This window comes from Paracholeplasma brassicae, from assembly GCF_000967915.1.
GTDB lineage: Bacteria > Bacillota_I > Bacilli_A > Acholeplasmatales > UBA5453 > Paracholeplasma > Paracholeplasma brassicae.
Genome location: NC_022549.1, coordinates 419501 through 444901, shown reverse-complemented (window position 1 = coordinate 444901; position 25401 = coordinate 419501). Strand labels below are relative to the sequence as shown.

General features: G+C 36.6%; 19 protein-coding genes. 3 read left to right on the top strand and 16 right to left on the bottom strand.

Going from position 1 to position 25401, the window contains the following annotated elements:
- Window positions 1-27: 27 nt before the first annotated feature.
- Window positions 28-1755, bottom strand: coding sequence for a family 20 glycosylhydrolase (locus tag BN853_RS02060; RefSeq protein ID WP_030004284.1), 1728 nt, complete (start codon window positions 1753-1755; stop codon window positions 28-30).
- Between the two features lie 160 nt (window positions 1756-1915).
- Between BN853_RS02060 and BN853_RS02055 the strand changes: the two genes are divergently transcribed.
- From BN853_RS02055 to nagB, 3 genes are all read left to right on the top strand, one after another.
- Window positions 1916-2377, top strand: a complete 462-nt coding sequence (locus BN853_RS02055) for a GNAT family N-acetyltransferase (RefSeq protein WP_052591138.1) — start codon at window positions 1916-1918, stop codon at window positions 2375-2377.
- Window positions 2378-2542: 165 nt separating this feature from the next.
- Entirely contained in the window at window positions 2543-3688 is a 1146-nt protein-coding gene (nagA, locus tag BN853_RS02050) for an N-acetylglucosamine-6-phosphate deacetylase (RefSeq protein WP_030004282.1), read from the top strand.
- Window positions 3689-3693: 5 nt separating this feature from the next.
- Entirely contained in the window at window positions 3694-4419 is a 726-nt protein-coding gene (gene nagB, locus BN853_RS02045) for a glucosamine-6-phosphate deaminase (RefSeq protein ID WP_030004281.1), read from the top strand.
- Window positions 4420-4496: 77 nt separating this feature from the next.
- Here the strand turns inward: nagB and murQ are convergent, their stop codons facing one another.
- The 15 genes from murQ to BN853_RS01970 all read right to left on the bottom strand — a co-directional run bounded on the left by murQ (window position 4497) and on the right by BN853_RS01970 (window position 25245).
- Entirely contained in the window at window positions 4497-5396 is a 900-nt protein-coding gene (gene murQ, locus BN853_RS02040) for an N-acetylmuramic acid 6-phosphate etherase (RefSeq protein WP_030004280.1), read from the bottom strand.
- Window positions 5397-5400: 4 nt separating this feature from the next.
- Entirely contained in the window at window positions 5401-6318 is a 918-nt protein-coding gene (locus BN853_RS02035) for an N-acetylglucosamine kinase (protein WP_030004279.1), read from the bottom strand.
- Window positions 6308-7879 carry a beta-N-acetylhexosaminidase gene (gene nagZ / locus BN853_RS02030; protein WP_030004278.1) on the bottom strand — a complete coding sequence of 524 codons (1572 nt, stop codon included), beginning with the start codon at window positions 7877-7879 and terminating at the stop codon, window positions 6308-6310. Before nagZ ends, BN853_RS02035 begins: the two co-directional genes overlap by 11 nt.
- Entirely contained in the window at window positions 7869-9008 is a 1140-nt protein-coding gene (locus BN853_RS02025; protein WP_030004277.1) for an exo-beta-N-acetylmuramidase NamZ family protein, read from the bottom strand. Before BN853_RS02025 ends, nagZ begins: the two co-directional genes overlap by 11 nt.
- A complete protein-coding gene (locus tag BN853_RS02020; RefSeq protein WP_030004276.1) occupies window positions 9001-9642 on the bottom strand; it encodes a DUF624 domain-containing protein in 642 nt (213 codons plus the stop codon). The genes BN853_RS02025 and BN853_RS02020 overlap by 8 nt, the downstream gene beginning before the upstream one ends.
- Before the next feature lie 12 nt (window positions 9643-9654).
- Window positions 9655-10668 (bottom strand): carbohydrate ABC transporter permease, encoded by a 1014-nt coding sequence (locus tag BN853_RS02015; protein ID WP_030004275.1) that lies wholly within the window; start codon window positions 10666-10668, stop codon window positions 9655-9657.
- Window positions 10658-11587, bottom strand: a complete 930-nt coding sequence (locus tag BN853_RS02010; RefSeq protein WP_030004274.1) for a carbohydrate ABC transporter permease — start codon at window positions 11585-11587, stop codon at window positions 10658-10660. The genes BN853_RS02015 and BN853_RS02010 overlap by 11 nt, the downstream gene beginning before the upstream one ends.
- Before the next feature lies 1 nt (window position 11588).
- Window positions 11589-14159: a DUF5696 domain-containing protein gene (locus BN853_RS02005; protein ID WP_030004273.1), complete on the bottom strand. Its 2571-nt coding sequence runs from the start codon at window positions 14157-14159 to the stop codon at window positions 11589-11591.
- Window positions 14160-14169: 10 nt separating this feature from the next.
- Entirely contained in the window at window positions 14170-14811 is a 642-nt protein-coding gene (locus BN853_RS02000; RefSeq protein WP_030004272.1) for a YIP1 family protein, read from the bottom strand.
- Window positions 14801-16267 carry an NHL repeat-containing protein gene (locus BN853_RS01995; RefSeq protein WP_030004271.1) on the bottom strand — a complete coding sequence of 489 codons (1467 nt, stop codon included), beginning with the start codon at window positions 16265-16267 and terminating at the stop codon, window positions 14801-14803. The genes BN853_RS02000 and BN853_RS01995 overlap by 11 nt, the downstream gene beginning before the upstream one ends.
- 15 nt (window positions 16268-16282) lie before the next feature.
- The gene (locus BN853_RS01990) at window positions 16283-17146 is read right to left on the bottom strand and encodes a carbohydrate ABC transporter permease (protein ID WP_030004270.1); all 864 of its coding nucleotides are present in this window, start codon (window positions 17144-17146) and stop codon (window positions 16283-16285) included.
- A gap of 4 nt (window positions 17147-17150) precedes the next feature.
- Window positions 17151-18038, bottom strand: coding sequence for an ABC transporter permease subunit (locus BN853_RS01985; protein ID WP_157869963.1), 888 nt, complete (start codon window positions 18036-18038; stop codon window positions 17151-17153).
- 61 nt (window positions 18039-18099) lie between these two features.
- Window positions 18100-21006, bottom strand: a complete 2907-nt coding sequence (locus tag BN853_RS01980) for an extracellular solute-binding protein (protein ID WP_030004268.1) — start codon at window positions 21004-21006, stop codon at window positions 18100-18102.
- A 71-nt stretch (window positions 21007-21077) separates the two neighbouring features.
- A complete protein-coding gene (locus tag BN853_RS01975) occupies window positions 21078-22640 on the bottom strand; it encodes an extracellular solute-binding protein (RefSeq protein WP_030004267.1) in 1563 nt (520 codons plus the stop codon).
- A gap of 223 nt (window positions 22641-22863) precedes the next feature.
- Window positions 22864-25245 carry a DUF5011/hyalin repeat domain-containing protein gene (locus BN853_RS01970; RefSeq protein ID WP_030004266.1) on the bottom strand — a complete coding sequence of 794 codons (2382 nt, stop codon included), beginning with the start codon at window positions 25243-25245 and terminating at the stop codon, window positions 22864-22866.
- Between the last annotated feature and the right edge of the window lie 156 nt (window positions 25246-25401).

The following is a 25401-nucleotide window of genomic DNA, read 5'->3' as shown; positions in this document are numbered from 1 at the left end:
TGTCACCTGATTTTGGTGACATTTTTTTTATTGTTTAGAACTAAGCGCGACATCAATATATTTAACAGGTAAATAAGGCTCTTTGACAATCACTTCTTCTAAGAAATCAATTTGACTAATTTGTTTGTTTATGTAACTTTCAATTTGATATTTAGCTTCTTTTACTCTTGAGATTTGAGCGTGTATTCTGGTTTGTAAAACTTCTAATCCGAATGGTTTATTTCGCTTGTGCCAAAGGTAAGTAAAACTATCGTTTACGCTGTTAATCGAGTTTTCTAATTGAGCCAAGTCGATTAGTGCTTGATTAAAGTCTTTGGTCTCAAAGTAAGCCTTTAGCAAGTTCCTTCTAAACGAAAGTTTGAGTCTAAGAAACTCCGCTAAAATACGGGTGTGTCCCAAAGGTTCAGCCGTTAACTCTTTTTCATAATTCACAAGGTTTCTTAGTGGTGTATCAAACTGAAGGTAATCATAACCAGCAAATTGGTTTAAGTAGATACCTAACAACAAATCATCCCAAAGTAAATGTACAGGTGAAAAACCAAGTTCGTTTATTTTGGATGCAACCACGTAATTCTCATAAGAATTTAACCCTATTTTTTCTAGTAGTTTTCGATCGATCTTATTACTTTTTTGTTCATTCATCAAATCAAATAGTCCAAGGTATTGTGTGTCATAGTCACAATAAGCTCCATCATCATTCCACTGGGTCAAAATCACTTCTTTAATGCCTAATTCTTTTGAAAGTTTCAAATGAATTTTTGCTGTTGCGTCTGTTTTTTTCTTATCGTAGTTCAATTTTGTCCATATCCAAGTACCTGAGGCCATAATAACTTTACGGTTCATCTTTAAATGGTTTTCTAGCATCTTTTTTACTAAGTCTTCATTACTATTGTAGTAATCCCAGTAAACCAAACTCACATTCGTCGGTATCTGATTGATTAGTTCGTCACTAAAAGTGATGTTTGGATCATAATAACTATCTGTGACTGAGGCAGTTCTAAAAAACATATCAGACCAAACACATACTTCCTTATAGCCTGCCGACACACAAATGTCATTGACCTTTTTTAGGTGATCAAGGAATATTTGTTTCGGGTTTTTATACCCGTTAATTTTGTAATATCTTCCAAAGCCATGACCAAATGTCTCATCCATCCCGATGTGAATCTTGTCCGTTTTAAAAATGGATTTCATTGTTTTAATCATCTCTTTGATTAATTCAAAGACCGCTTCGTCCTCAGCAAGTAAAATATCGGATTGATCCTTTAACTTCGTGTTAGAAAACCATCTTAGATATTGTCCCATATGACCAAGCGTTTGGATACATGGCACCAAATGAACACCAAATATCTCTGCATACTCAACAAGAACCTCGAGTTCTTCTTTTTTGTATTTTCCCCTTAAGTATCCCAATTTCGGATAGTTTATCAACTCATAAACATCTTCCATGTAAAGCCAGATTTCATTGTAGCCTAGTTGCGCTTGATTCTTGATCACTTGTTTGAAATAGTCGACCGTGAATACCGCATTTCTTGATAAATCAATCATGGTACCAAACACATCAAATGAGTGGTCTTCTAGTTTTATTCCACTTGTGATGTACTGTGAAATAAACAACAATGCACTTGGTATATCTTTATAGTAAAGCACACCATCAATCAATTTTGTTTCATTTTTTTGAATGTAATCATTAAATGGTAATTGATCAACTTTATAGCCCAATTCAACCAATGCTATTAATACGTTATTAGCCATCGTATCATCTCCCTTACCAATAAATTAACACAAGAAATCCCTAACATAAAATCAAGTTATGAAAGAATTAACCAAAAGTGTAAAAATCATTCGAATCAAATGGTTGTTTGATTATAATCTTGTATAATAAAGGTATCAATTAAAAAGGATGGTAGATGTTATGGCAAATTATGATTTATTGGTTGACTTAAATCAAGTCGATTTTAAAGTAGAGACGGAGGTTGCAATCAAGAGAGTACTTTCACCAGATGCGGATGAAGTCGTTGAATTTATTACTGCTCATTTCTCAAAAAAATGGGCATCCGAAGCTAAGGCAGCACTTTATAAACCATTTTCAAGTTGTTTTATCGCTGTAATCGATAAAAAAGTGGTTGGTTTTGCCTGTTATGACGCAACGGCCAAAGGGTTCTTTGGACCAATCGGTGTGGATGAAACCATTAGAGGTAAGAATATCGGCAAAGCACTTCTATTAAAATCGCTTGAAGGGATGAAATACGAAGGTTATCATTACGCGATTATCGGTGGTGTATCCGACCGAGTCTTTACCTTCTACAACAAATCTTGTGGGGCAATTAAAATCGAAAACAGTGCTAAAATTTATTTAAGCATGATCAGCAAGTAATTAACTCATGGAAGTCCTAATGACTTCCTTTGTTTATTTTAGTAGTAGAAAATTATCAATAACTGGCATTTTTTTTCATCTTGACCCTAACCGCTACAAGTCACTTTAAAAAAGTGGTATGATGGATGTATGGTTTTACGATTATTCACAAGGGGGTAATTACACATGATTACTTGTATCAAAAATGTCCACATCGTCAAGGAAAACGAAATCATCTTTGGCTCCATCGAAATTGAATCGGGTAAAATAAAATCCATCATTAAAGGCGATCAAGAAAAACAAAGCGAAAGCGAATTCTTATACTTAGTGCCTGGGTTTATCGACCTACACATTCACGGCTCTAATGGCCATGACGCCATGGATCACCACAACAAAGACTCAATCAAAGAAATGGCGAAATCGTTAGTCCAAGAAGGTACCACTGCTTTTCTACCAACGACTATGACTCAAAGTGTCGAAAACATCACCAAAGCGCTAAGCAATATCAAAGCGTATCACGCATCTCAAGATAAGAGCGCCTCAAAAGTCTTAGGCGTCCACTTAGAAGGCCCATTCATCAACGTCCTAGCAGCAGGTGCCCAACCAAAAGAATGTGTGGTTTATCCAACCATCGAACAATTCGATGCCTATCAAACAGCCAGTGGAAACTTAATTAAAAAAGTCTCACTCGCACCAGAGGTCAAAAACGGTCTTGAATTAATCAAACATTTAAAACAAACCGGTGTGGTCGCATCAATCGCACACACCAAAGCACTTTATCAAACCGTCGTTGAAGCCATCGGTTGTGGGGCTACTTCATTAACCCATACCTATAACGCCATGACCCCACTTCACCACCGTGACGTTGGTGTGGTAGGTGCAGCACTTCTACACAACGAACTATCTTCTGAATTGATTTTTGATAAAATCCACGTCAGTGTAGAAGCCGCAAAAATTCTCTTAAATGCCAAAGGCGTTGATCACTTAGTACTCATTACAGACTCTATGAGAGCCAAATGGTTAGAAGAAGGCGTCAGTGAACTTGGTGGCCAAAAAGTATACATCAAGAATAACGAAGCTCGCCTTGAGGATGGGACTCTCGCAGGTTCAATTCTAAAAATGATTGATGGCTACAAAAATTTAGTCAACGACCTTGGGTTAAGCCTCGTTGAAGCCTCAAAACTCGCTTCAGTAAACCCAGCCAAAGAACTTAATGTCTTTGATCACATGGGCTCAATCGATCTTGGTAAAGAAGCCAACTTCGTTTTACTTGATCAATCACTCAACATCAGACAAACCATCATTGATGGAAATATCGTATACAAAGGATGAAACAAATGAAAATACATGTACTTAATAGTAAAGAACTCGTCAACAAAACCGTCAGTGAACACCTGATTAAATTTGTTAGAGAACACAAAACTGGCGTCCTAGGTTTAGCGACTGGTTCAACACCAATTGGCATCTATGAAGCGCTCGTTAAAGATCACAAAGAAAACAATACTGACTACAGTCAAATCAGAACCATCAATTTGGATGAATACGTCAATCTAGATCAAAACCATCCTGAATCTTATTATAGCTTTATGCACCGCAATTTATTTAACCACATCAACGTAAAACCACAGAACATCCACTTGCCAAACGGTAATGAAAAAGACCTTGAAATGGCATGTCAGTCGTATAATGACGTCTTAAAAAATAACCAACCCGACATTCAAATCTTAGGGATTGGGGCTAACGGTCACATCGGATTTAATGAACCTGGTACATCCTTTGATTCTAGTGTACACATCATTGAACTACAAGAACAAACAAGACTAGATAACGCACGCTTCTTTGACTCAATGGATGACGTACCTAAAAAAGCAATCACGATGGGCATTAAAAACATCATGGATGCCAAACGCATCATACTAATCGCCTTTGGTGAAAATAAATCAGAAGCGGTATACCAAATGGTTAAGGGCAAAGTCACTGAAAACTTACCCGCTTCTATTTTACAAAAACACAACAACGTCGAAATTTACTTAGATGAGTCCGCAGCTAGTAAATTATTTTAATAACCCGCCAAAAGAACACACCCTCATGTGTTCTTTTTTTTCGAAAAAAAACTCAGCACAAATGGCTGAGTTTTTGATTAAATTTGTTTCAAGGATTCACGAATATTCCCGTTATGTTCATCCAGAATGGATCGGATTTTGTCTTTTTCTTCAATTTTTGACATGATACTAAAAATCGCGTACTTAACTGAATTGTATTTCTTTAAATGTGCATCAGCCGTTTCTAAGTCACAGCCTGTGATATCCATTACGATTGAGGTCGCACGGGACACCAATTTATCGTTTGACATTTGAACATCCACCATGAGATTCTCATAAACTTTACCGATTTTAACCATTGATGCAGTCGTAATCATGTTTAAAATCAATTTTTGAGCAGTACCTGACTTCATACGTGTCGATCCTGTTAATGGTTCAGCCCCTGTAATTGCCTCAATAGGGAACTTAGCGGTTCTAGCGATTAGTGAATTCGAGCTTGTCGTAATACAAGCCGTTACGCAACCGATTTCATTGGCGTATTCAATGCCACCAACTGCATAAGGTGTTCTACCACTTGCAGCAATCCCGATAACCACGTCTTTATTTGTCAGTTTGTGTTTCTTTAAATCCTTCATTGCCGCCTTTTTCGAATCTTCCACTTTTTCGATTGGAAAACGAAGCGCTTTGTCGCCACCGGCAATAATACCGTTAACCATGTGCTTCGATACACCAAACGTCGGTGGACACTCTGAGGCATCAAGTACACCAAGACGTCCACTAGTGCCTGCACCAATGTAGAAAAGTCTACCGCCATTTTGAAAGGCAGTTGTCACTACATCAACCACTTTCGTGATTTGATCAAGTGCTTTTTCAACCGCTACAGGTACTAATTTGTCTTCTTCGTTGATCATTTTTAGAATCTCTTTAGTCGAGACAATATCAATGTTTCTAGTGTTTTCATTTCTTTTTTCTGTGCTAATTTTTCCAATATCTACCATAATACTACCCCTTAACTAAAATCGCTTTTGCCAAATGATATGCCCCTACGACAGGCTCATTTGACGTTTCTTCGATTTTATAATTTTTGATGTGTTCATCTAAGTGCTTCTTTAATGCGTCTTTTACATATGGCGCTTCGTTCACAAATGTGCCACGAAGTGCAATTACAACTTCATTATTTTTTATAAAGTTATTGTGAGCAAGCACGATTTGCTCAGCTAATAACTTGCCTTCATTTTCCAACAACGCTTTTGCAACCAAATCCCCTTCAATTGATTGTTTTGCGATAAATCTAGAGAGTTGGGCAAGTTCGGTTTTATTTTTTTGATACACGTAGGATATTAATTGACGATGCGAAGTAATACCTATCAGTTTCATTAATCCAATAGATAATTCACTAAGCGGTCTTTCTTCTTCTGATTCTTTTATCACTCGTCTCAAGGCTTCGATCACTAAATGATATCCAGAACCTTCGTCTCCTAATAAATAGCCGTAACCACCGATAGATTTGATGCGGTTACCCTCTTTTGCAACAACAGCACTTCCGGTTCCCCCGATTGCCATGATTACACTTTGATCTGAGCTTTGACTAACCGAGTATAATCCTATCATAAGATCAGTCTCTAAATTGACAATAGCGTGAAACTTTTTTTCAAAATCACGTTCTAAGGTCGTGGTTTCTTTAATTTTGCTTGCACCTGATATCCCTAATTGAATGTAGAGTTCATAGTCGGTATCGACAATCTTATTTTGTAACTGTTCAATGGTTTTAGAAAGATTATCTGTCGCTTCTTTCTCATCAATCGAAAAGTTTGAAAACCCTTCTTTTACTCGATGAAGTTCATTACCATCAAAATCAAAGAGTACACCTAAGGTTTTGGTGCCTCCACCATCTATACCGATGATGTATTTATTTTTCACGGATTGGCAACCTCCCATCAAAGGAAAGAGCTCCTCTTAAGTATTCGATTAACACTTTAATTGAGTTTGGTGTGTATTCATAAAGACATACATAATTATCAATTTTATCTGTGTAATGAAGGTCGTATGGGTTTCTCATTGATACAACGTATAATTCGTTATCCAATTGACTTAAAGCTTCAATTGCCTTAATTTGATTGGTATAAATGTTACTGTTATATGACGAGATGACCACTTGATCATATAAATTTGCTTTCTTAACTAGACGACTAATATCTTCATCGGTTGGGTTAATCGGTAAATGCATGGTTTCAATTGATGGTAACTCATGTTTAATTTGCTTATTCATATTGTAAGTTCCATCTGTGTCATCTGCCCCAGAAGTCGCTTTTGGTAAAACACCAATAAATAATGTCGTTCCATTTTGTTGGTAGGCTTTACCCTTAACTAGTGTTGCAGCTTTTCTTACCGTTTCTAATGCAAACGCTTGATGTGTCTCATTTTCAACAATTGGCTTTATCATTTCATAAGCCACGTCGTAATATTTATCATTTAATAGTTCTTTATACTTTAAGACACGACTCACACGTTCATCTAAAACAGCCATTGGTAGTTCACCAGTAGCAACCGCTTCTTTAAAGCGTTCAAATGCTTTAAATTGGAGTGCTTCTGTATGACAGATACAAACTTGGTTCGCCCCAGCTTGAACCGCCATTAGACATGCCTCAACGGTGCCATAGTGATCTTGAACTGCTTTCATCTCCATACCGTCAGTCACAATTAACCCTTCAAATCCTAAATCTTCTCTTAAGAATGTGGTTAAACATTTTTCTGATAGCGTGGTTGGTAGTCCATTTTCCGTGAATGCTGGAAAATCAATATGTGAAGACATAATTGCATGAATGCCTTCTTTAATTGCGCGTTTGAATGGTACTAGTTCAATGGATTCTAAACGTTCAATAGGATAATCTACTTTAGGTAACGCCAAATGCGAGTCAACGTTTGTGTCTCCGTGGCCTGGAAAGTGTTTTGCTGTTGCTAAAATAGTTTCTTGTAAGCCTTTGACATAAGCAGTCCCAAAATCAGCAACTACTTCAGCGTTATCTGAATAACTTCTAACACCGATGACTGGATTTTTTGGGTTGTTGTTGACGTCTAATACAGGTGCTAAGTTCATGTTGATACCAAGTGCTTCTAACTCTTGTCCCATATAAACACCATTTAAATATGCGCGGTTAACATTGCTTGTTGCACCAATCGTCATCGCACCCGGAAAGAAAGTTGAGCCTTCAAATATTCTTGTTACCATACCACCTTCTTGGTCAATACTAATGAACATCGGAATGCCTAAATGTGTTAAGGCTTCTTTTTGAAGGTCCTGATTTAATTTGAATAATTGGTTAGGATTGATGCAATTCCTTGCAAACAAGATGACATTACCGACTTTGTAATCTCTAATTAGTTTGATGGTCCGTTCATCAACGACGTCTGATTGAACTCCAAACATAAAGAGTTGTCCGATTTTTTCTTCAATTGTTAGTTTGTCTAAATTATACTTCATAGAGGTGATACCTTTCCTTTATCTTAGTAAATGTTTTTGAGTCTTGATCAATTTTTTCAAATAATTGGTCTAGGCTGTAATGTCCATTAAAAAGGTCATCGCCTGTCAGTAAATTAAAAAATGGTAATTGGTTTTCACGCCAAGGTTTAATAAAGTCAAACTCCTTGTGTAACTCTTTAATCAAATAAACAATCGCAAACCCGGTTTTAACTGGTTTGAATGCTTTTTTATCCGTGATGTAGAGTTCAATGCCCTCACAAAGTGTGTCTTTATGTTTTGAGAATATCGGTGTAAAATGAAGTTTACGATACTTGACACCAGGTAGATTTAACGCTTCTAGTCGCTTGATTAAATTACTTGCATTTAACCAAGGCGCTCCTAATACTTCAAATGGTTTTGTTGTGCCTCTACCTTCACTTAGGTTTGTACCTTCAATTAAACAAGTTGCCATATAGCTATAGATACTCATAGGTGTTGGAATGTTGGGTGATGGCATGACAAACGGCAAACCAGTGTCCACATAATCCATACCACGTTTGTAGCCTTCCATTGGGATTACTTTAAGATTACAGTTAATCTCAAACGCTTCATTAAAATACTTAGCCAGTTCACCGACAGTTAAACCATAACGTTGAACCATTGGATAATACCCAACAAAACTTCGGTATTTTAAATCAAGAATGTTACCTTCAACTTCTAAACCACCAAGTGGATTAGGACGATCAAAGACAACAAACAATTTGTTTTCATCCTTAGCTGCCTGCATACTGTAAGCCATGGTGTAGATAAACGTATAAAAACGTGCCCCAACGTCTTGAATGTCATAGGCTAATACGTCAATGTCTGCTAACATTTCTTTGGTCGGTTTTCTGGTTTCACCATAAAGAGAATAAACCATAGAACCTGTCTTCTCATCCACGTATGGATCAAGTTTCACCCCTGCTTGTAAATCCCCTCTAACCCCATGTTCAGGTGAGAACAAACTAACTAAGTTTGTTTTTTCTTGGAGTACTTCAATCGTGGTTTTAAAATTTTGACAAACCCCCGTTGGGTTTGTAATTAATCCCACGCGTTTATTTTTAAATAGTTCTAAATAGTCATCAATACGTTCGATGCCAACTTTAATCATTTTTTTTACCTAGCCTTTCAAGATAATCAGTAACTTCATTGGTAATCATTACTGCAATAAGTAGCCAAAGTGATACTCCGGCAAAAACAAATATTAAAGATGTGATTGATGAAAATAAAAGTAAGAATGGCACAAGGGTAGAAATAATTAATAACATGGTTCTTATCACAAATTTTCCTGAGACAAAAAATGCCAATTTAATCATTAAACGAAACTTCATTGTTGGATAGACCATCGATACCGGAAACAAATACAAGTACACAATGTACGCGCCTACTAAAAATGATATCGTCACATAATACCCTAAGTGATAAAATAACCCAGCCCCTTGATTTAGGGTCTCAACGTAATAAGTTACGTTAAGATACCCTAAGACAAGGAACAAAGTCATTAATAAACCTAACATCAATCTGGTTTTAAAATATTCTTTAAAATAGGTAAAGAAGCCTGAAAATAGCTTTGTGTTCTTCTTATTAATGTAATCATGAAACAATCGATACCCACTGCTAAACGAATTAAACATCGTTACTAGTGGAATCGAAAATAAGATCACAAGAAAGTTGATCACTACAATTCGAATGATCCAATCCGCTATTTGATTTAATTTTTGAACCAAAGGATTATCAAACTTCATTATTATCACCTATTAACCGACGATACCGGTTCTTTCAATTGATTCAACGAACAAGCGTTGAACGAATAAATACATAATTAATAGTGGTAACATCATCAATAACGCACTAACGTTAGAGATTAATGCCAAGAACAATGGATTTTCCCATACGTCTTGTCCGACTAAATCAAGCATCCCCTCATAAAAGAGTTGTGCTTTCATGTTTTCTGCTGCGTTAATTAAACGCATCGTTAAAATCGGGAACTTTTCAGTTGAAACTTCAAATATTTTGACATAGTAAGCGTCATTCCAAGCCCAAACAAAACTAAATAGACCCACCGTTACCATCGCACCACGTGCGTTAGGTAACATGACACTAAAGAATGTTCTAAAGACCCCTGCCCCATCAATTTGAGCCGATTCTTCTAATTCTTTAGGTAAGCCAGCAAAGAATTGTCTAAAGATGAAGATGAAAATCCCAGAACGAATCCCCATGCCTAATAGATTCATTAACACGATTGCCCAAGGTGTCCCAATTAAATTTAAATTTCTAAAATATAAATATTGAGATAGTGACAACGCTTGTGGCGGAATCACAATGGTCAAAATGACCAGAATGAATAGAATATTTGAGAACTTTGTTTTGAGTCTTGAAAATGAATAACCCGCAAGCGATGTCGCAAATATTTGTAATAACATCGAAACCACGCTTAGGAAGGCCGTATTGAGCGCTGCGTCTTTGTAATCTAGAACACCAATAGCGAGTTTGATATTAAGTGTTGACCAAATCTCAGGAATCCAAATAACTGCTGGGTTATTAACATCTTGAGGTGCTCTTAAGGCTTGTAAGATTTGCTGGATGGTTGGAAACAATATGACAAAGCTTAATCCAATTAAGAAGGCATATCTAAAGAATGACGAACTGAATGCTTGAAAAACTCTTTTTCTTTTCGCGTTCTTTTTTGGATCTTTTAAGAAAGATTCCACACGTTGTAATTGTTCTTCATAACGTTCTTTTGCTTTTGAAACCAGTTCGTTAGTTTTCATAATGTGAGCCTCCAATCTTAAAGAATTTTGCCAGACTGAATACCACAATTAAAATCAGCAAGACGGATAAAACATAAACCCATGACATCGCAGAGGCCAGACCCCATTGTTGTCTACTTAACTCATCTGAGATTATACCTGAGACAGATGAAGTAAGGAATGTGTCAACGAGCGCATAAACGACCACGGTTAAGATATGTGATGATACGTTTGGTAATGTTATCAACCAAAACATTTCATACGAGGTTGCCCCTTCAATACGTGCAGCTTCATACAAGTGTTTTGGTACAGATTGAATACTTGCTAAAAATAGTAAGATAGGTACACCAGCAAGCGCCAAGATGTCGTAAATACGGCCAATTAATCCAACCACAAAAGCGACGATTGCTTGATTTAGACCCGTTTGTACTAAATAATACTCGAGGTCGAATATTTGCCCAATACCTTGTTCTTCTAAAAGCTGTGTTAATACATCACCACCACCAAGTGCTGTTGCAATTGCTGCCGAGTTTAGAATCACAGGTATAAAGAAGATAGCACGTATGACGGCACGTCCTTTAAACTCTGCATTTAACATAACTGCAATAAATAAACTGAAGATTAGTAATACCGGTAAATTAATTGCCGCATCACCCATTGTTGTCAGTAGTTCAACCTTAAATGATGATAAGGTTGTCACGTGTTCATTAAATGCGTAAATGTAGTTATCAAAACCAACAAATTTTGTAAGTAATGCACCAGCTTTTGGCGTTAGTTCAAAGAAACTATAATAAAGTGATTGAATCAGTGGAAATCCAAATAGGAAAATGATCCCTAATAACCAAGGTAGTAAGAATACAACGCCCCAAAATAGTTTTTGTTTTTTGTAACTTGATAGTGGCTTTGTTGACTTAAGTTTGATTGTATTTTCTTTTTCCATACTAAGCCCCCTGTACCACAAAATAATCCATTGAACTAATCGTCTTACCTTGATAAACAATTGGCGACAAGTTGTAATTTAATACAATCGTTAATCCGCTAGAATACGTTACTTTGTAGACGTTGTTGATAACTCTTTCGTGATTAATTAAATACCCCTTATGTATCCCTAGACGATTCAATTCTTCGGTTTGTTCTTTTATATCTTCTACCCAGTTTACATAGTGTGTTGACATGTAATTATTGTATTCAGTATTGATCAGTTCTTTTGAATCATCGTAAGATAACGTGTATTTCAAGTTAGAACCTGTTTCAATCACTTTTAAGAAATTATAGTCAATACTACGATCTGAAGATAAGTTAATTGATGTTGATGAGTAATCCACTAAACCTGATAATACTAATTGAAGCAATGGAATTTGATCATCAATAATTGAGTATAGTGTTGTTTCAGTTGGTAAGTCAGTGATGTAAGACGCATATGGCATCGCAAATCCAAGTGGATTTGATAACATCACTTCTTTATCGATTTGTTTTAGTAACTGTTCTTGTAAATAAATGGCTTGTTCTTTATAAACCACATTTGCCTTATCGTAACTACCTGCGAGTTTTGAACCAATCGTCGCCATATGAATTTGATCATAATCAAAATCTTTTTCAAGTTTATTATAAATGGCTTGATAATAAAGTGGATTGATCACAAAATCATTTGCTGAGTGTTCATAAGTCGTCTCTGTATACGGTAATCTTGAAGGATAATGATAATTAAACGCGAAAGCTTGCTTCCCGTTTAATCGACTTGCTGTATAAGCGTATTGATCAAAGAAACGGTTGTATTTGCTTGCTGTCATTAAATTGACTGAGGCAAACACATCAATGTCTTTTTGTCCAAGTGACTTGACTAGTTGATCAAATCCTTTTTTCCCGCCAAGCACTTTTTCAATGTCAAATGACGCTTCAATGTCGTTACTTAGCCCACCATTAGCAAGGCCAGCATATAATACATTTAGATCATTGATGCCTTCATCTTCAAGGTTTTCTATAATCTTCTTAGCCTGTTTAAATGTCGTTAAACTGCGCGTTGTGTTATAAGGAACGCCTAAGAAGAATTCTTTTTTATCATAAGCACCAAGCATTTCTGTACTTACAACAGTGTTTCTTGTTGTATCGGTTACTTTCATACCAAGTTCTTCTCTTAGATAGTTTCTATAACTGTTTGCAACCCCAACGTATGTGTTGTCACTGCCGGTTAAAAACTCATATGAGACGGTAAAATCCGTATCGACAATCGATTTTGTCCATAACGTAATCCCGTAGGATGAGAAGCCACTGCCTAAGGTAATCGCCTCTGATTCTCTTAATGAAAATGAAACATAAGCGTTATTGTAGGAATCAATACGACCTGAAACATCGGCGTTAATCCAAGCCATTGTGTCACCTTCTGTAATGATTGCAGCAAACCCACCATTTTCTTTTACCATCCCATAAACTGGTATTGTAATATCTTGTTGTTGTTCACGCATCTTATATGGAAGTAAAGCTAAATCTTGACCATAAAGGCGTTTACGGTATGGGTTTTGATAGTATTTACCATTGTTAAATTCAATGATTGCACCTGACCCATCAGGTAAGACAATGTAGCCTTCGGTTTCTTTGTCATCGATGTGTGAGATTGCTGTACCAAAAAGTGGGTATAATGCAATATTCGCAATCTTAACATCCCCAGTTTCTTTGATTGAATCTTTGATAATCGACGTATTAATGCCTTTTTCAGTCAAAAGTACTTGGATTGCAAGTTCAAAGACGATTTTTTCGTATTCTTTGGTATAGCCATACGCTTTATTCTCTTCGATTGTTTGTTCGAGAGTATAACCTAACTCATTATAGAATATTTGGTATAAGCGGTCTCTAACAATACCACTCATTGATTCGTATGCTTTGATTTCATAAGCGTTTTTTTCTTCATCAAAGCCTGTGTAAGCTAAGCTCTCTAAAATTCGACGCTTTTCTAAGCCTTCAAACACATCTTTATCGATGTACTTAGGAAAGAATAAATAATCGATGTCCAGGTTTTCAATTCGATAAAGCACTTGAAACCCACCATCAATGTAATTGATTGAATAAGTTCTAAGCCCATCTTTCGTAATCGCATTACCTGGGTGTGCAATACTCGTTGTGTAATTATTGATGGTTGCAGATGAACCATTCTTGTTTACATATGTCAATTCTAAGGTTGACTTTTGCTTTTCAATTGCTGTGTTTGTAATTGGCTTAGATGGATCTGTTTCCCAAGGATCTTTTTCGGTTGGGTTTGACTGCCATACCTCACCACTACGTTTATCTTCTACCTTGAAATAAGATGTTGTCTCATCAAGATATAAGTTAAATAAATCATTTGAAGCGACTAGTTTATTGTTGTCATTTAATGTTTCCGCATCAACAAAATCTGTTCGTTCAAATTCAATTGTTTGATTTGTTTTTAACGCACTTGCGCTTAATCTAAACCCAAAGAAATACAAGGATAGTAAGCCTAATGCAATTAAAATAATCGCACTTCTTCTGATTAATTTCATATGCATCCTCCTAGTACCTTAACGATATTTCTTCATATATGGACGCAACAAAACTGATAAATTGTTGAATCAAATCAAAGAATAATAATCCTAAAAACATCATCACAATCATTGAGACAAAGGTTGCGGAAAACGCACCAATGGTCTTAGCTAAACCATAATTATGGATGTTCAACATCCCCATAAACAGCATCCACCCAGTCGAAATATAGGCAATGCCCATCGCTAGATTATAAAACGCCATTTCTTCAAGGGTTAAATAGTTCGAAATAAATACCGCTGGAAATCCAATAATTACCAGTGGAAATAGTGCATACCCGGTGACCATAAAGATTTCTTTAAAATTACCTTTACCACTCATTAGTGTGGTCACTGACCAGTTACCAATTGTAAATAAACCAATGAGTAATGCCACTGAGAAGACTTCTTCCAAGCTATTTAATAAGAGTGGGTTACGTTCGTTAATTAAGAACCCTTCGTATTGATAAGTGTATATACGTAAAAACGCATAAAGTATCATTAAACTAATGGCTACACTCATCTTTGCTTTTTTATATCGTTTAAAATCGTCAAACCCATCAAATGGATGGAATAACAAATAACCAGGGAAACTCAAATAGTTGAATCTGAGGTTTGCTAACTTAGTCTTCATATAAAACTGAGCCTCCTTTTTTAATTGTCTTTCTTACCTTAAGGAAAATTAATCCACCCGTTAGTAAGACCACACCACTCATAATCAAGGTGAAGTTGTCTCTAATAATCTCATTTCGATATTCTTTAAACGCTTTTGAATAGTAATACGTATCATGGCCGAGTTTAAAATAGTCCATTGCTTCTTTAAATTCGCCTTCTCTTAATAAGTATTTACCAATTCCGTTATAAGCAATTTCATAGTTTGTATTTAACACTAAGACGTCTTTCCAAATGGCTGCAGCTTCATCAAATTTACCTTGGTCATGAAAACCAATCGCTTGGTTAACTGCGAGTCCAAAATCGGTTAAGCGGTAGACAATTACGGTACGACTCTTTCTATCTAAAACAAGCAAGTCATCCCCTAAATAGCCAATTGCCACACCTTCAGAAAACTTATCACTCTGTTGGCCTTCATCGCCATTAATGTATAATAAGTTCCCTTCTTGATCATAAGTAAATAGTCTTGAACGCTTTTGATCTAAAACAGTATAAATACCATGCTTTGTATAGGCAATATCTGTTAATAATGAAGGTCCTGTGATCACGTAGTTGTTGTTGCCTTCAATGTACTGAACATCTCCCATTGGTGGGTGATAACCATTACGTTTGATGACGTCAACCCCTTTAGGGTTAATCAATTGAATCGTATTTTTTGCATTGTTTTCGGTTGGTCTTGAGGTCGCATAGATGAAGCCTCTTTCATTAATTGAGACGTTCGTATACTCTGTTGGTAAGAATAACTTTAACTTCGCTAATTGTGCTTCAGTCATTAGACTTCTTCTAAATATTTCAAACGGGGTCAATGATACTGGGTTTACCCCTGTGAATCGGTTAAAGTCACCATTTGATCCAAGTTCGATAATACCTTCATAGACGTTTCTTGCAACAACATACATACGTTCAGTCACATCAACAGTCACTTTTCTTGGTTCAAATGCAATCTCATCAAATGTTTTATCATCAACGGTATCAAATACCTCAAGCACTTCAAATTGGTGATTAAGTTTTAGAATACGGTAGTTACCCGTATCGGCGATATAAATCGCACTTTGTGTCACTTCAAGTCCACTTGCGCCTTTGAGTTTCGTACTAGTTTCTTCAAATGTTGCCTCTTGTTTGTCGAGATAAGACGTGCTGTAATTAAACTCACTATATTCTGCTAATTTATTAAACGATTGGTCAATCAATAGAATTTTGTTTTCGACAGAATCAATCATATAAATTGTATCTTCAAAAACAACCAAATCCTCAGGTGATGAAAGCTTTGAGCCAAGCGTCTGTGCATTAAAGTAAGTCGCGTAAGTCATCCCTGGTGCAGAATGAATAACTTCACCATAATAAGAATAATTATAATTCACTGTACTAATTTGAATGGGTAGAGAGAACAGCAATGAGAATAAAATCCATAATTTCATAAATGTTCCCCCTTCTTATTTCATACCCGAGTGACTAAATGTCTCAACAATACGTGATTGCGATAACATAAAGAATGTCACTGGTACGATCATCATTACAAACGCAACTGCAGCAATCGTACCGGCACGTTCAATCGAGCCTTGTGCGATTTGTCTTAATGCGTATGAAACTGGTTTTAATTCCTCAGAAAAGATAAACGAACCCCCATCGGTTGTCCACAAACGTTGGAACAGTAAGATTACTAGTGTTAACCAAGCCGGTTTCACTAAAGGCATTACAATTTGCCAAAAAATACGGTACTCAGATGCTCCATCGATTTTTGCTGATTCGATTAAGTCATCTGGAATTTGTGTCATAAACTGTTTCATCAAGTAAAGCCCTAAGCTCGATGCGATGGCTGGTAGAATAATTGCCCAGTGCGTATCAATTAAACCAATACTTGAGATAATAATATAGTTTGGCGTTGCTGTTACGTGTGGTGAAAACATCAGCGAGTAAACAACCAGTGAAAAGAAAATGGTTTTTCCTGGAAATTTATACTTCGCTAGTGGGTAGGCAGCCATTGATGCGATAATCACGTGTCCGACAGTCCCCATCAACGTAATAAATATGGTGTTAAAGAAATACCTTGTAAATGGCACCCAAGAGTTTTCCATTAACTCAGATAAATCTCTAAAGTTATCAAACGTTAGATTTCTAGGCAACAATGTTGGTGGAAAACGGAATAATTCATCTAGTGGTTTAAAGGCATTCGATGCCGTCATAATCAGTGGGTAAGCACTAAAGACACCAAATACTAAAAGTAAGGCCATTAAAAAGATGTCACCACCAAGGGAGCGATTAAGTTTTCGATTCGTTTTGATTTTGAATTTTTTCACAATCTTAATCCCCCAACTTTCTTAAGAAGCTTCTTACAATTAAGTTAGCCCCCATCATGATTAAGAACAGTACGGTTGCAATTGCTGAGGCATAACCTAAGTCAAAGCGCGTTGAACCATAGTCTATTAAATGTGTCACGATCGTGTGACCCGCGTATTGAACGGATGGAAACCCAACCAATTGCATTGAAACCTCTGCAATTGCCAAGGAGGTAGTGATTTGCATCACCGCACCAAAAAGTAATTGTGGTTTCATTGAAGGTAGTGTAATATACCAAAGTTCTTGCCAGCGGTTTCGAATCCCATCAATTGCACCTGCTTCAAACAGTGTCTTATCGACACCTTGAAGACCAGCGATGAATGATAGAAAACTCACACCTAAGCTTAGCCATAATTGAACAATAATAATGACTAACAAAATATAATCCGGGTCTTTTAACCATAAGACTGGGTTGTCAATAAAGCCAAAACGGATTAAAAATGAGTTTGCGTAACCATGAACGTCACCACTAAAGATAATGAGCCACATTAAGTATGCATTACCAGAAATTGACGGTGCGTAGAAGATGAGCGTCATAAACGCTCTCATCTTCGGTTTTAATTCGTTAATTAACCATGCAAACACGAAGGCCATTAAATAACTGACTGGTCCGGTAATGACGGCTAAAATTAGCGTATTTTTAATTGCGATGATGAACTCATCATCACTTAATAATAACTTCATATAGTTTTCAAGACCTATGAAACGAGGTGGTTCTAGGAGGTTGAAGTATGTGAAGCTGATCCCAAGTGACATAAACACAGGGATGACGGTAAATGTAAAAAACAACAAGGCATAAGGTGCCATCATAATATAGAGGTGTTTGTGTTTTTTAATTTCGTCGATTTTCATCTTTCTTAGTGCTTTTTTACTTGTGATATCGATTGATGTTGATTGCACACTATTCCTCCTTCTAGTCTAAACCAAACTCACTACGTTTTTTCTCAATTTCAGCATTGATTTTTTGAACGTAATCGTAGATGGTTTCACGTGGGTTTGAAGCGTCATTAATGACTAAACGTAGCGCGTTGTCTAAATGACGACCGGTCATATAGCCACCTGGAACTTCAGGAATACCCCTGACCCAATCCCAAGCTTCTTCTAATTTTTCGTATTCTTTTACAGTCCATGGCAATTGATTCATTGCTTCGATATTTGCCGTTGGATATCTTGCAGCACTACCTAAAATACCTTCCATTTCACGACCAAAACGTACTTGTGTTTCTGTCTTAGTCCACCAATCAAGGTATTGCCATGCTTCAGCTTTTTTACTTGATTGTTCTGTAATCATGATGCCAGTACCAGTTGAGATGGTTTCTCTTCTGACTTGTTGATTACCCTCATCATCTGTATAAATCGTACCTGGTATTGGAACAAAGTCCCACTTCCCCTTAATTTCAGGAGCGAAGACACTTAGTGTATTGTAAGTATTGTAGTAGGTAATCCCAATCGGCATTTGCCCACTTCTAAAACGGTTAACAAAGTTTGCTTCTACAGGAAATGAATAGTCCGTATAAAACTGTGTCCAGCGTTCAAACACTTGAGGACCCATACCTTCATTAAAACCAGATTCACTATTGTTATTAATGTAGAATGACCCATCGTTTTGATAGAACATTGATGAGAACACTGGGTTTGCAGGTAGATTCGCAACTGCGCCTGTCGTTGTTGGTACTGGTAAGAAAAATTCCAAGTTATGTTTTTGTAAGTCCGGAATTAAACTAATCACGTCATCCCATGTATCAGGCACGCCAAGTCCAAGTTCTTCAAAAATGTCTGTTCTGTAGAACATCATTAAGAATATTTGTTGTTCTGGCAGCGCGTATACACCATCATTGTACTGATAAGGTACCATCGCACTTGCCTTAAAGCGACTTGCTACTTCTTCGTAGTTTGCAAACTGCGTTAAATCAGCTGCAGCTTTTCTCATCGCATAGTTTACTGGTGTGCTGTGGTCAATCCCCATTGCTAGGTCTGGTCCTACACCAGCTAAGGTTGCTGGAAGTAACACGGCAGAATTAACTAATTTTAAATCAACTTGAACACCAGTTTGTGGTGTAAAAGTTTCGTCAATCAGTTTTCTTAAAATGTTTGCCTGATCTTTACCAATTGATAACCAAACTTCAATGGTTTCAGTTGATTCTGTGGTTGTTTTACCAACCGCAGCGTAATTTGTAGTAAATGAGGCGATAAATGATTTAAATGAATAAACAAAACTCTCAATCATACTTGCTTTCGCTTTTGGTAATTTAGAATCCCCGTTATGCAAGACAAAGTAATCTATTTCAAGTGGTTGAGCATCTAGTAATGTAATAAGCGTACCCAAGGATGAGATGTTCGAGTTATACGACGTTAAGTTTTTATGAATTTCCCTTGGCTTTTTAATGAAGTCGTCAAGTTGTAATAACATGGTATCCAGGATACCTGTTTTTTCACTCTTTGAACCCGCGACTTGAATTAAACCTTTACGGACTGATCTTAGTGTGTCACGTTCAGATATGAAACGCTCTACCATATGATCAATACGTTCAGTCAATTGATAATCACGGTATGGGTCTGGCTCTGGACCAGTATAAACAAGGATCTCACGATATAATTTATTCAAATTTGAAATTGAATTTTGAATTTGATCGATTAAAACACCATATTGGCCTAGTGACACCTCAAGCATTAACTCATGTGTACCCTCTTCAAGGTAGAACATAAATGCTTCATTTTTTGTGCCTAGTGTTTGAATGCGCCAGTCATTAGAATGTTGAAATTCATAATTACGCATTTCTTCAAATGGAATTTCTCCATCGATATAAATATTTCTACCCACACTCATTCCGGTAGCGAGCTTTTGTTTAACTCTCATCGAGATTTCATATAGCCCTGATTCTTCTACGTCAAATTCCCAAACAATCTTATCACCAGCCACACGCCAGTTGTTACCACCGATGGTGTTGAGTTTGATTAATGAGGCGTGTGAAGGTCTTGTTAATACCGACGTACGGTCATTGAGCGGATATAGCGTTGGTGAGGTTGTAAACAACGGACGCTCCGCTTCTATGATTTCAATTTTGCTTGAGCTTTCTTGATAGTTATTACTTTCATAAATTGCTTTGATTTCTTCATATGTGTTTAGTGGTTTAATTACCTCTAATCTAACCTCTGCAATCACCATTGTCTCTCTTAGGGATTCAAAGGTAACGGTATTTAACCCTTGTTCAAAATAGATTTCATAAGGTTCGGTGACATAGCCCACTGGATCGGTTAACTTGGTTTCAATCCATCTTGGCAATTCCACTTGAGATGGTCTAATATCATTGCCATAAATGTCTTGCTTGATTGACTCACTAGCTCCCCAAAGACGGTGGAAAACCAAATTTTCTAACCCAGGAAATAATATTTCATCGTTCACATAAACCGTGCGTTCAATATTAGAACTCTTACCTTCGTATGGATAATACGTTAAACCAACGTGGTAAAAACCCGCTTCAGTAACATCAAACTCGTAAGTCACTGAACCAGATTCTTCAGTTAAGAGGACATTGTTTAACCCTTGGTAAAGCCCAAGTATTTGATGTTCTCCTTCCAACGTTTTATAATTATCACCACTTAATACAATATTGCCAGTTTGTGGGTAAACGGCATCGTATAATTCTTTGTACTTATAATACGAGGACGAACTCGTATAATCATCTAGATTAATTTGTTGCTTATCACTGACATTGTAACTCAAGTGGTTTTCTCTATTTGACAAAATAGCGAAATCAACCACAGCGTATACTAAGAGTAAAAAGACAGCCGATAAGGTTATAATTAATACTTTTTTCACAAAAACACCCCTTTATATTTGATAGTCCCCCTTAAATAATTAAAGTAAGGGGGACTGTTATTAGACTAAGCTTATGAATTTAAATAAGTATTTAATGCGTTATCATACGCTTGCTTGATGCTATCTACAACCGTTCTTGCATTACCTTCTTTAATAGCGACGTTGATATTTCTTCTCCAACCGCTTTCACCGTATGCCCCAATGCCCACAGCGTTAATCAATTCAAGGTAAGTTTTATCATAAATTTCTAAGTAAGCAGAAACGTATAGCGGATCGTCAAATTTAGTCATTAACGATAATTCAAACTCTTCTTTTAATTCAGCTTCTGTACGCCATAATTGAAGTTCGTTAAACACTTCAAATACAAGCGCTTCTCTTTCAGCAGTCATACCACTTGCAACGTGAAATAAAGCAACACCTGAAACTGGTGAAGCATATTCGCCTTCAAAAGCGTCCGCTTTTGGATAAGGTACAAATCCTAATTCAAATGGAAGTCCACCCCAACGGTTATCTGCCGTAACAAACCATAAACTACCTGGGTGCATAACGACTTTACCTGCTTGCCATTCTGGTGAACCAGCGTCATAGGCAGGGGTTTGTTCAAATACACCTTTTGTGTATAAATTATGAAGGAAATCATATGTTTGTAACGCAGGGTTTTGAGCAAAAGCCACACGTTTTGTTGTTGCATTGATTAATGACCCACCATTAAGAGGAATCATCGACTCTGCATAAGCGGATAATTGACCACCTAGTGCGTATGAACCATCACCTTGTGCGTTCATTAACGTTTGAACTTGCGTTGCCCATTGTTCAAAACGTGACCAAGTCCATTCACCATCAAGGAATAGTTGAGATGGGTTAGCAACACCTAAGCTTTTTACTAAAGCGGCATTGAAATATAGACCCACGTCAACCGTTAAATTGCCTTCAGAAAAACCATAAGTTTGACCTTGGAAGGAACCTATTTCACGGTAACTAGAATGAATACGACTACCTGTTGTATCCAAATAGTTGTCAATTGGCGCAATTGCTTCTGCTTTTGCTAATTGTTGAATCCAGTCAGAAGTTGACCAATAAATGTCTGCTAATGGTTTACCAGAAATAGATGCGTTGATGATTGCTTGAACGCGGTCTGGACCCCAAGGTGCATTCGCAGGGTATGCAATGTAATCGATGTCGACGTTATACTTTGCTTCAACGGCTTTTTGAATATCTTGTCTTTCTTTTGCATTTTTACCTGAGTAAGTTTCATGGAAAGGGTCAATTTCATAAGGTGCCCCATGCATAATTGTTATCTTTTGTGCAGTTACCGCAGTACCTGTGACAGTCACTGTACGTTTAACTTCAACTTTTTTTCCGTCACTTCCAGTAACCGAATAAACAAGTTCATACTTAGCCGGTGTGTTCGTATTAACACTACCTGTAATTTTAATATCAGCTGTGATATCTTTATCCCCTGAATCGGTCGCAGTAACGCCCGCCTTAGGATCAAATGTATCACCAACAGTAATTGTTACGTTCGTTGCGCCTTCAATCTTTGCAGACGCTGCAGCCGGTTTCTTATCGCCACCACAGGCCGCAAGGCTAACTAATGAAACAGTAAGTAGTAAAACTAAAAATACTTTCTTCATTCTTAACTCCCTCTCTTTATTTAAAAAGTTTTTATGCTAGATACTTACGTATGTAAGCATTTTTACACTATCATTATACTATGTTTTAATGTGCTTTTATCTATCAATGTGTGGATTTTCGCATTCGAAAAATTATTTTCACAGATCGTTTTTTTATCAATATCTCTTCAAAGAAGAGAAAGTTCCCAAAATGGGAACTTTCCAATTAATTTAAACTATTTAATTATGGTCTTTTCTTTAGTACAAAGAATGCCGCACCAAATGCTAAACCAGCTGATACTAATGAAACAACGATTGTTACAACTAAGCTAGTTCCAACAGCGTCTTCTTGAGCTTCAATTAGATCTTTAATTTGTTGTTCAGTTAATGTATTGTCGCCAACGTAATCTTTTAGATCATCCATTGCGTCTTCGACTTTTTCATCAACTTTGCCTTCAGTAATTTCTTTAGCAACCACAGTTACTTGGAATGAAACAGTTGCTGAGTTTCCTGCACTATCTTCACCAGTTACAACAACATTGTAAGTACCAGGTGTTGACAATGACATTCCATCATTATTAGTTACGAATAATGCGATGTCATTTCTAGAATCAAAATTATCGATTGCAACAACGTTTGCAAGAATTGCATCATTCACTGAAGCGTATGAACCTTCAACAACGGTGTATTTGTTATCAACAGCAACTAATGTTGGAGGTGTAAGATCATCTATTGTTAGTACATATGAAGCTGATTTAACAATGTCAATATCAAAGTCTGGAATACCAGCTTCAAATTCTGTTCTTGTAACAGTATCACCAAAAACTAATGTTTTAGCTGCATTATATTCAGCGGTTTTATTAACACCAATGATTGCCACAAAGCCACCTTCTTGAAGTGTAATCCCTGATAGCCATGCATCAAACATGTTTTGAGCATTCGCTGGAGTATTTTTACCATTTTCATCTTCAAGATCCCATGTACGTCTATCGATTGTTCTGATAACCTTACCGTCACCACCAACTTCAATTAGAACACCAGCACTACTCCATCCAAATGTTGAAGTTTTTAGATTTGTAACATCTGTAAACATAGAAATATCATTTGCTACTGACGCTAACTTCTCATTAGTTTTAGTGATATTATAAGCATTACCACCAAAAATCACTTGTGCAAGTTTATCTGGAGTTCCAGGAATATTCACATGGTAAGTAAAGTCTAAGTTAATTGTGTAAGTACCAGCTTTAGGGCTATAGAAGTTAAAACCTCTTGGTGTTGAAATATTAATTGTATTTGTAATATCCAAACCATAACCATTGTCAGCTGTGATACCTTCTAATAAGTCAACGTAAACACCTTCATCAGAGAAACGATCTTGTACACCAACAAATTTAGGAGGCATAACACCAACCACGATATCTGCTGTGTAAGTTGTTTCTTGATTTTCAGGATTTGTTACCTTGAAAGTTGCTGTATAAGCCGCACCAAACACAGATGAGTCGACTTTAGTCACAGGAGCACTCGCTATATATTTGTCTTCAACTGCGTCATAAGTAAAGTCGATTGTTTCTAAAACAACACCATCTTGAGCAATCTCAACAGAATAATCTAATTTTTCAGTTTCATTGATAAACAAACCATCTTCATCATTCATTTTGATCCATGAAGCAGTAACACTTGTCGGTAAGTCAAAACTTGCGTTGTAGTCAACAACGATGTTTGTACCCGGAGTTGAAGCATCATCATCAAGTGTTGTAATGCCTTCAAATATTGCTGGTTGAACATCATAAATTAATTCAAGTGGTAAAGTATTATCTGAAACCATCGATTGAGGCATTGACTTGATAAGTCCTAGAGGTTTTATATTCCCTCCTCGGTCTCTCGCACCAAAACTAAAAACAGAGTGACCCGCAGGTATAGTAACGTTCGTTGGGTTTCCATCGATAATATCAGACCACTTTTCAGGATCCAATTCAACGGATGTGTCAACGCCTAATTTAGTAAATGAGGCAAACTTAAGTTCCTCAATAACATAACCTCTTGCAGCTTCACTATCCATTAAAATGCGGATATTGGATAGCTTCATATTTTCCGGTTTTGTCTCAGCAGCATTATAAGTAACTTCTTCTGCTGTAGTCGCAAGACGAAAATCTGGTGTTTCAGCAGTTCCCTCATTGACGATTAAGTAAGTATGTACAGCGTCTTCAAATAAATATAGTTTACCGTTTTCATCAAAATAACTATAGATTAAATGAGAGACACCAGCAGTTAAGTCAGCTCTATTGTTTTGACTCGATAAAACATAAGCTTCTTCCCTATCGTTGATAATAAAAGATGCAAATGCACTGTAACTCATCGCAGTAATTTCTAAAGCTGAATAAACACCATCGTTATTATCATCTTCAAAATCTTTTGTAAATCGTACAGAACCTCTGGTGAGGTTATATCGATAACCATTGTAAATTGCATCGAAGAACGAATCGCCAACTTTCGTTTCTGTACATTCACTTGTTGCTAATAAACAAGCTTCTTGATCGTATGGGTATAGATCAATTAATTCTTCACTCTCAGCAGCGCTATAACGCCCTGGAGCTAGCACTAGGCTTAATCCTAGTAATAAAAACATGACTAACTTTTTCTTTTTCCTCCTAAATGTTGAATCTTCAACTTCATTCTATGTAATATTGAAAGCGCTGTCAATGCAATTTTGGTTTTTATCACACAAAGTGCGCATTCTTACAACTTTTGAATGTTTTTTTCAATACCGTGAAACTTTTTTGAA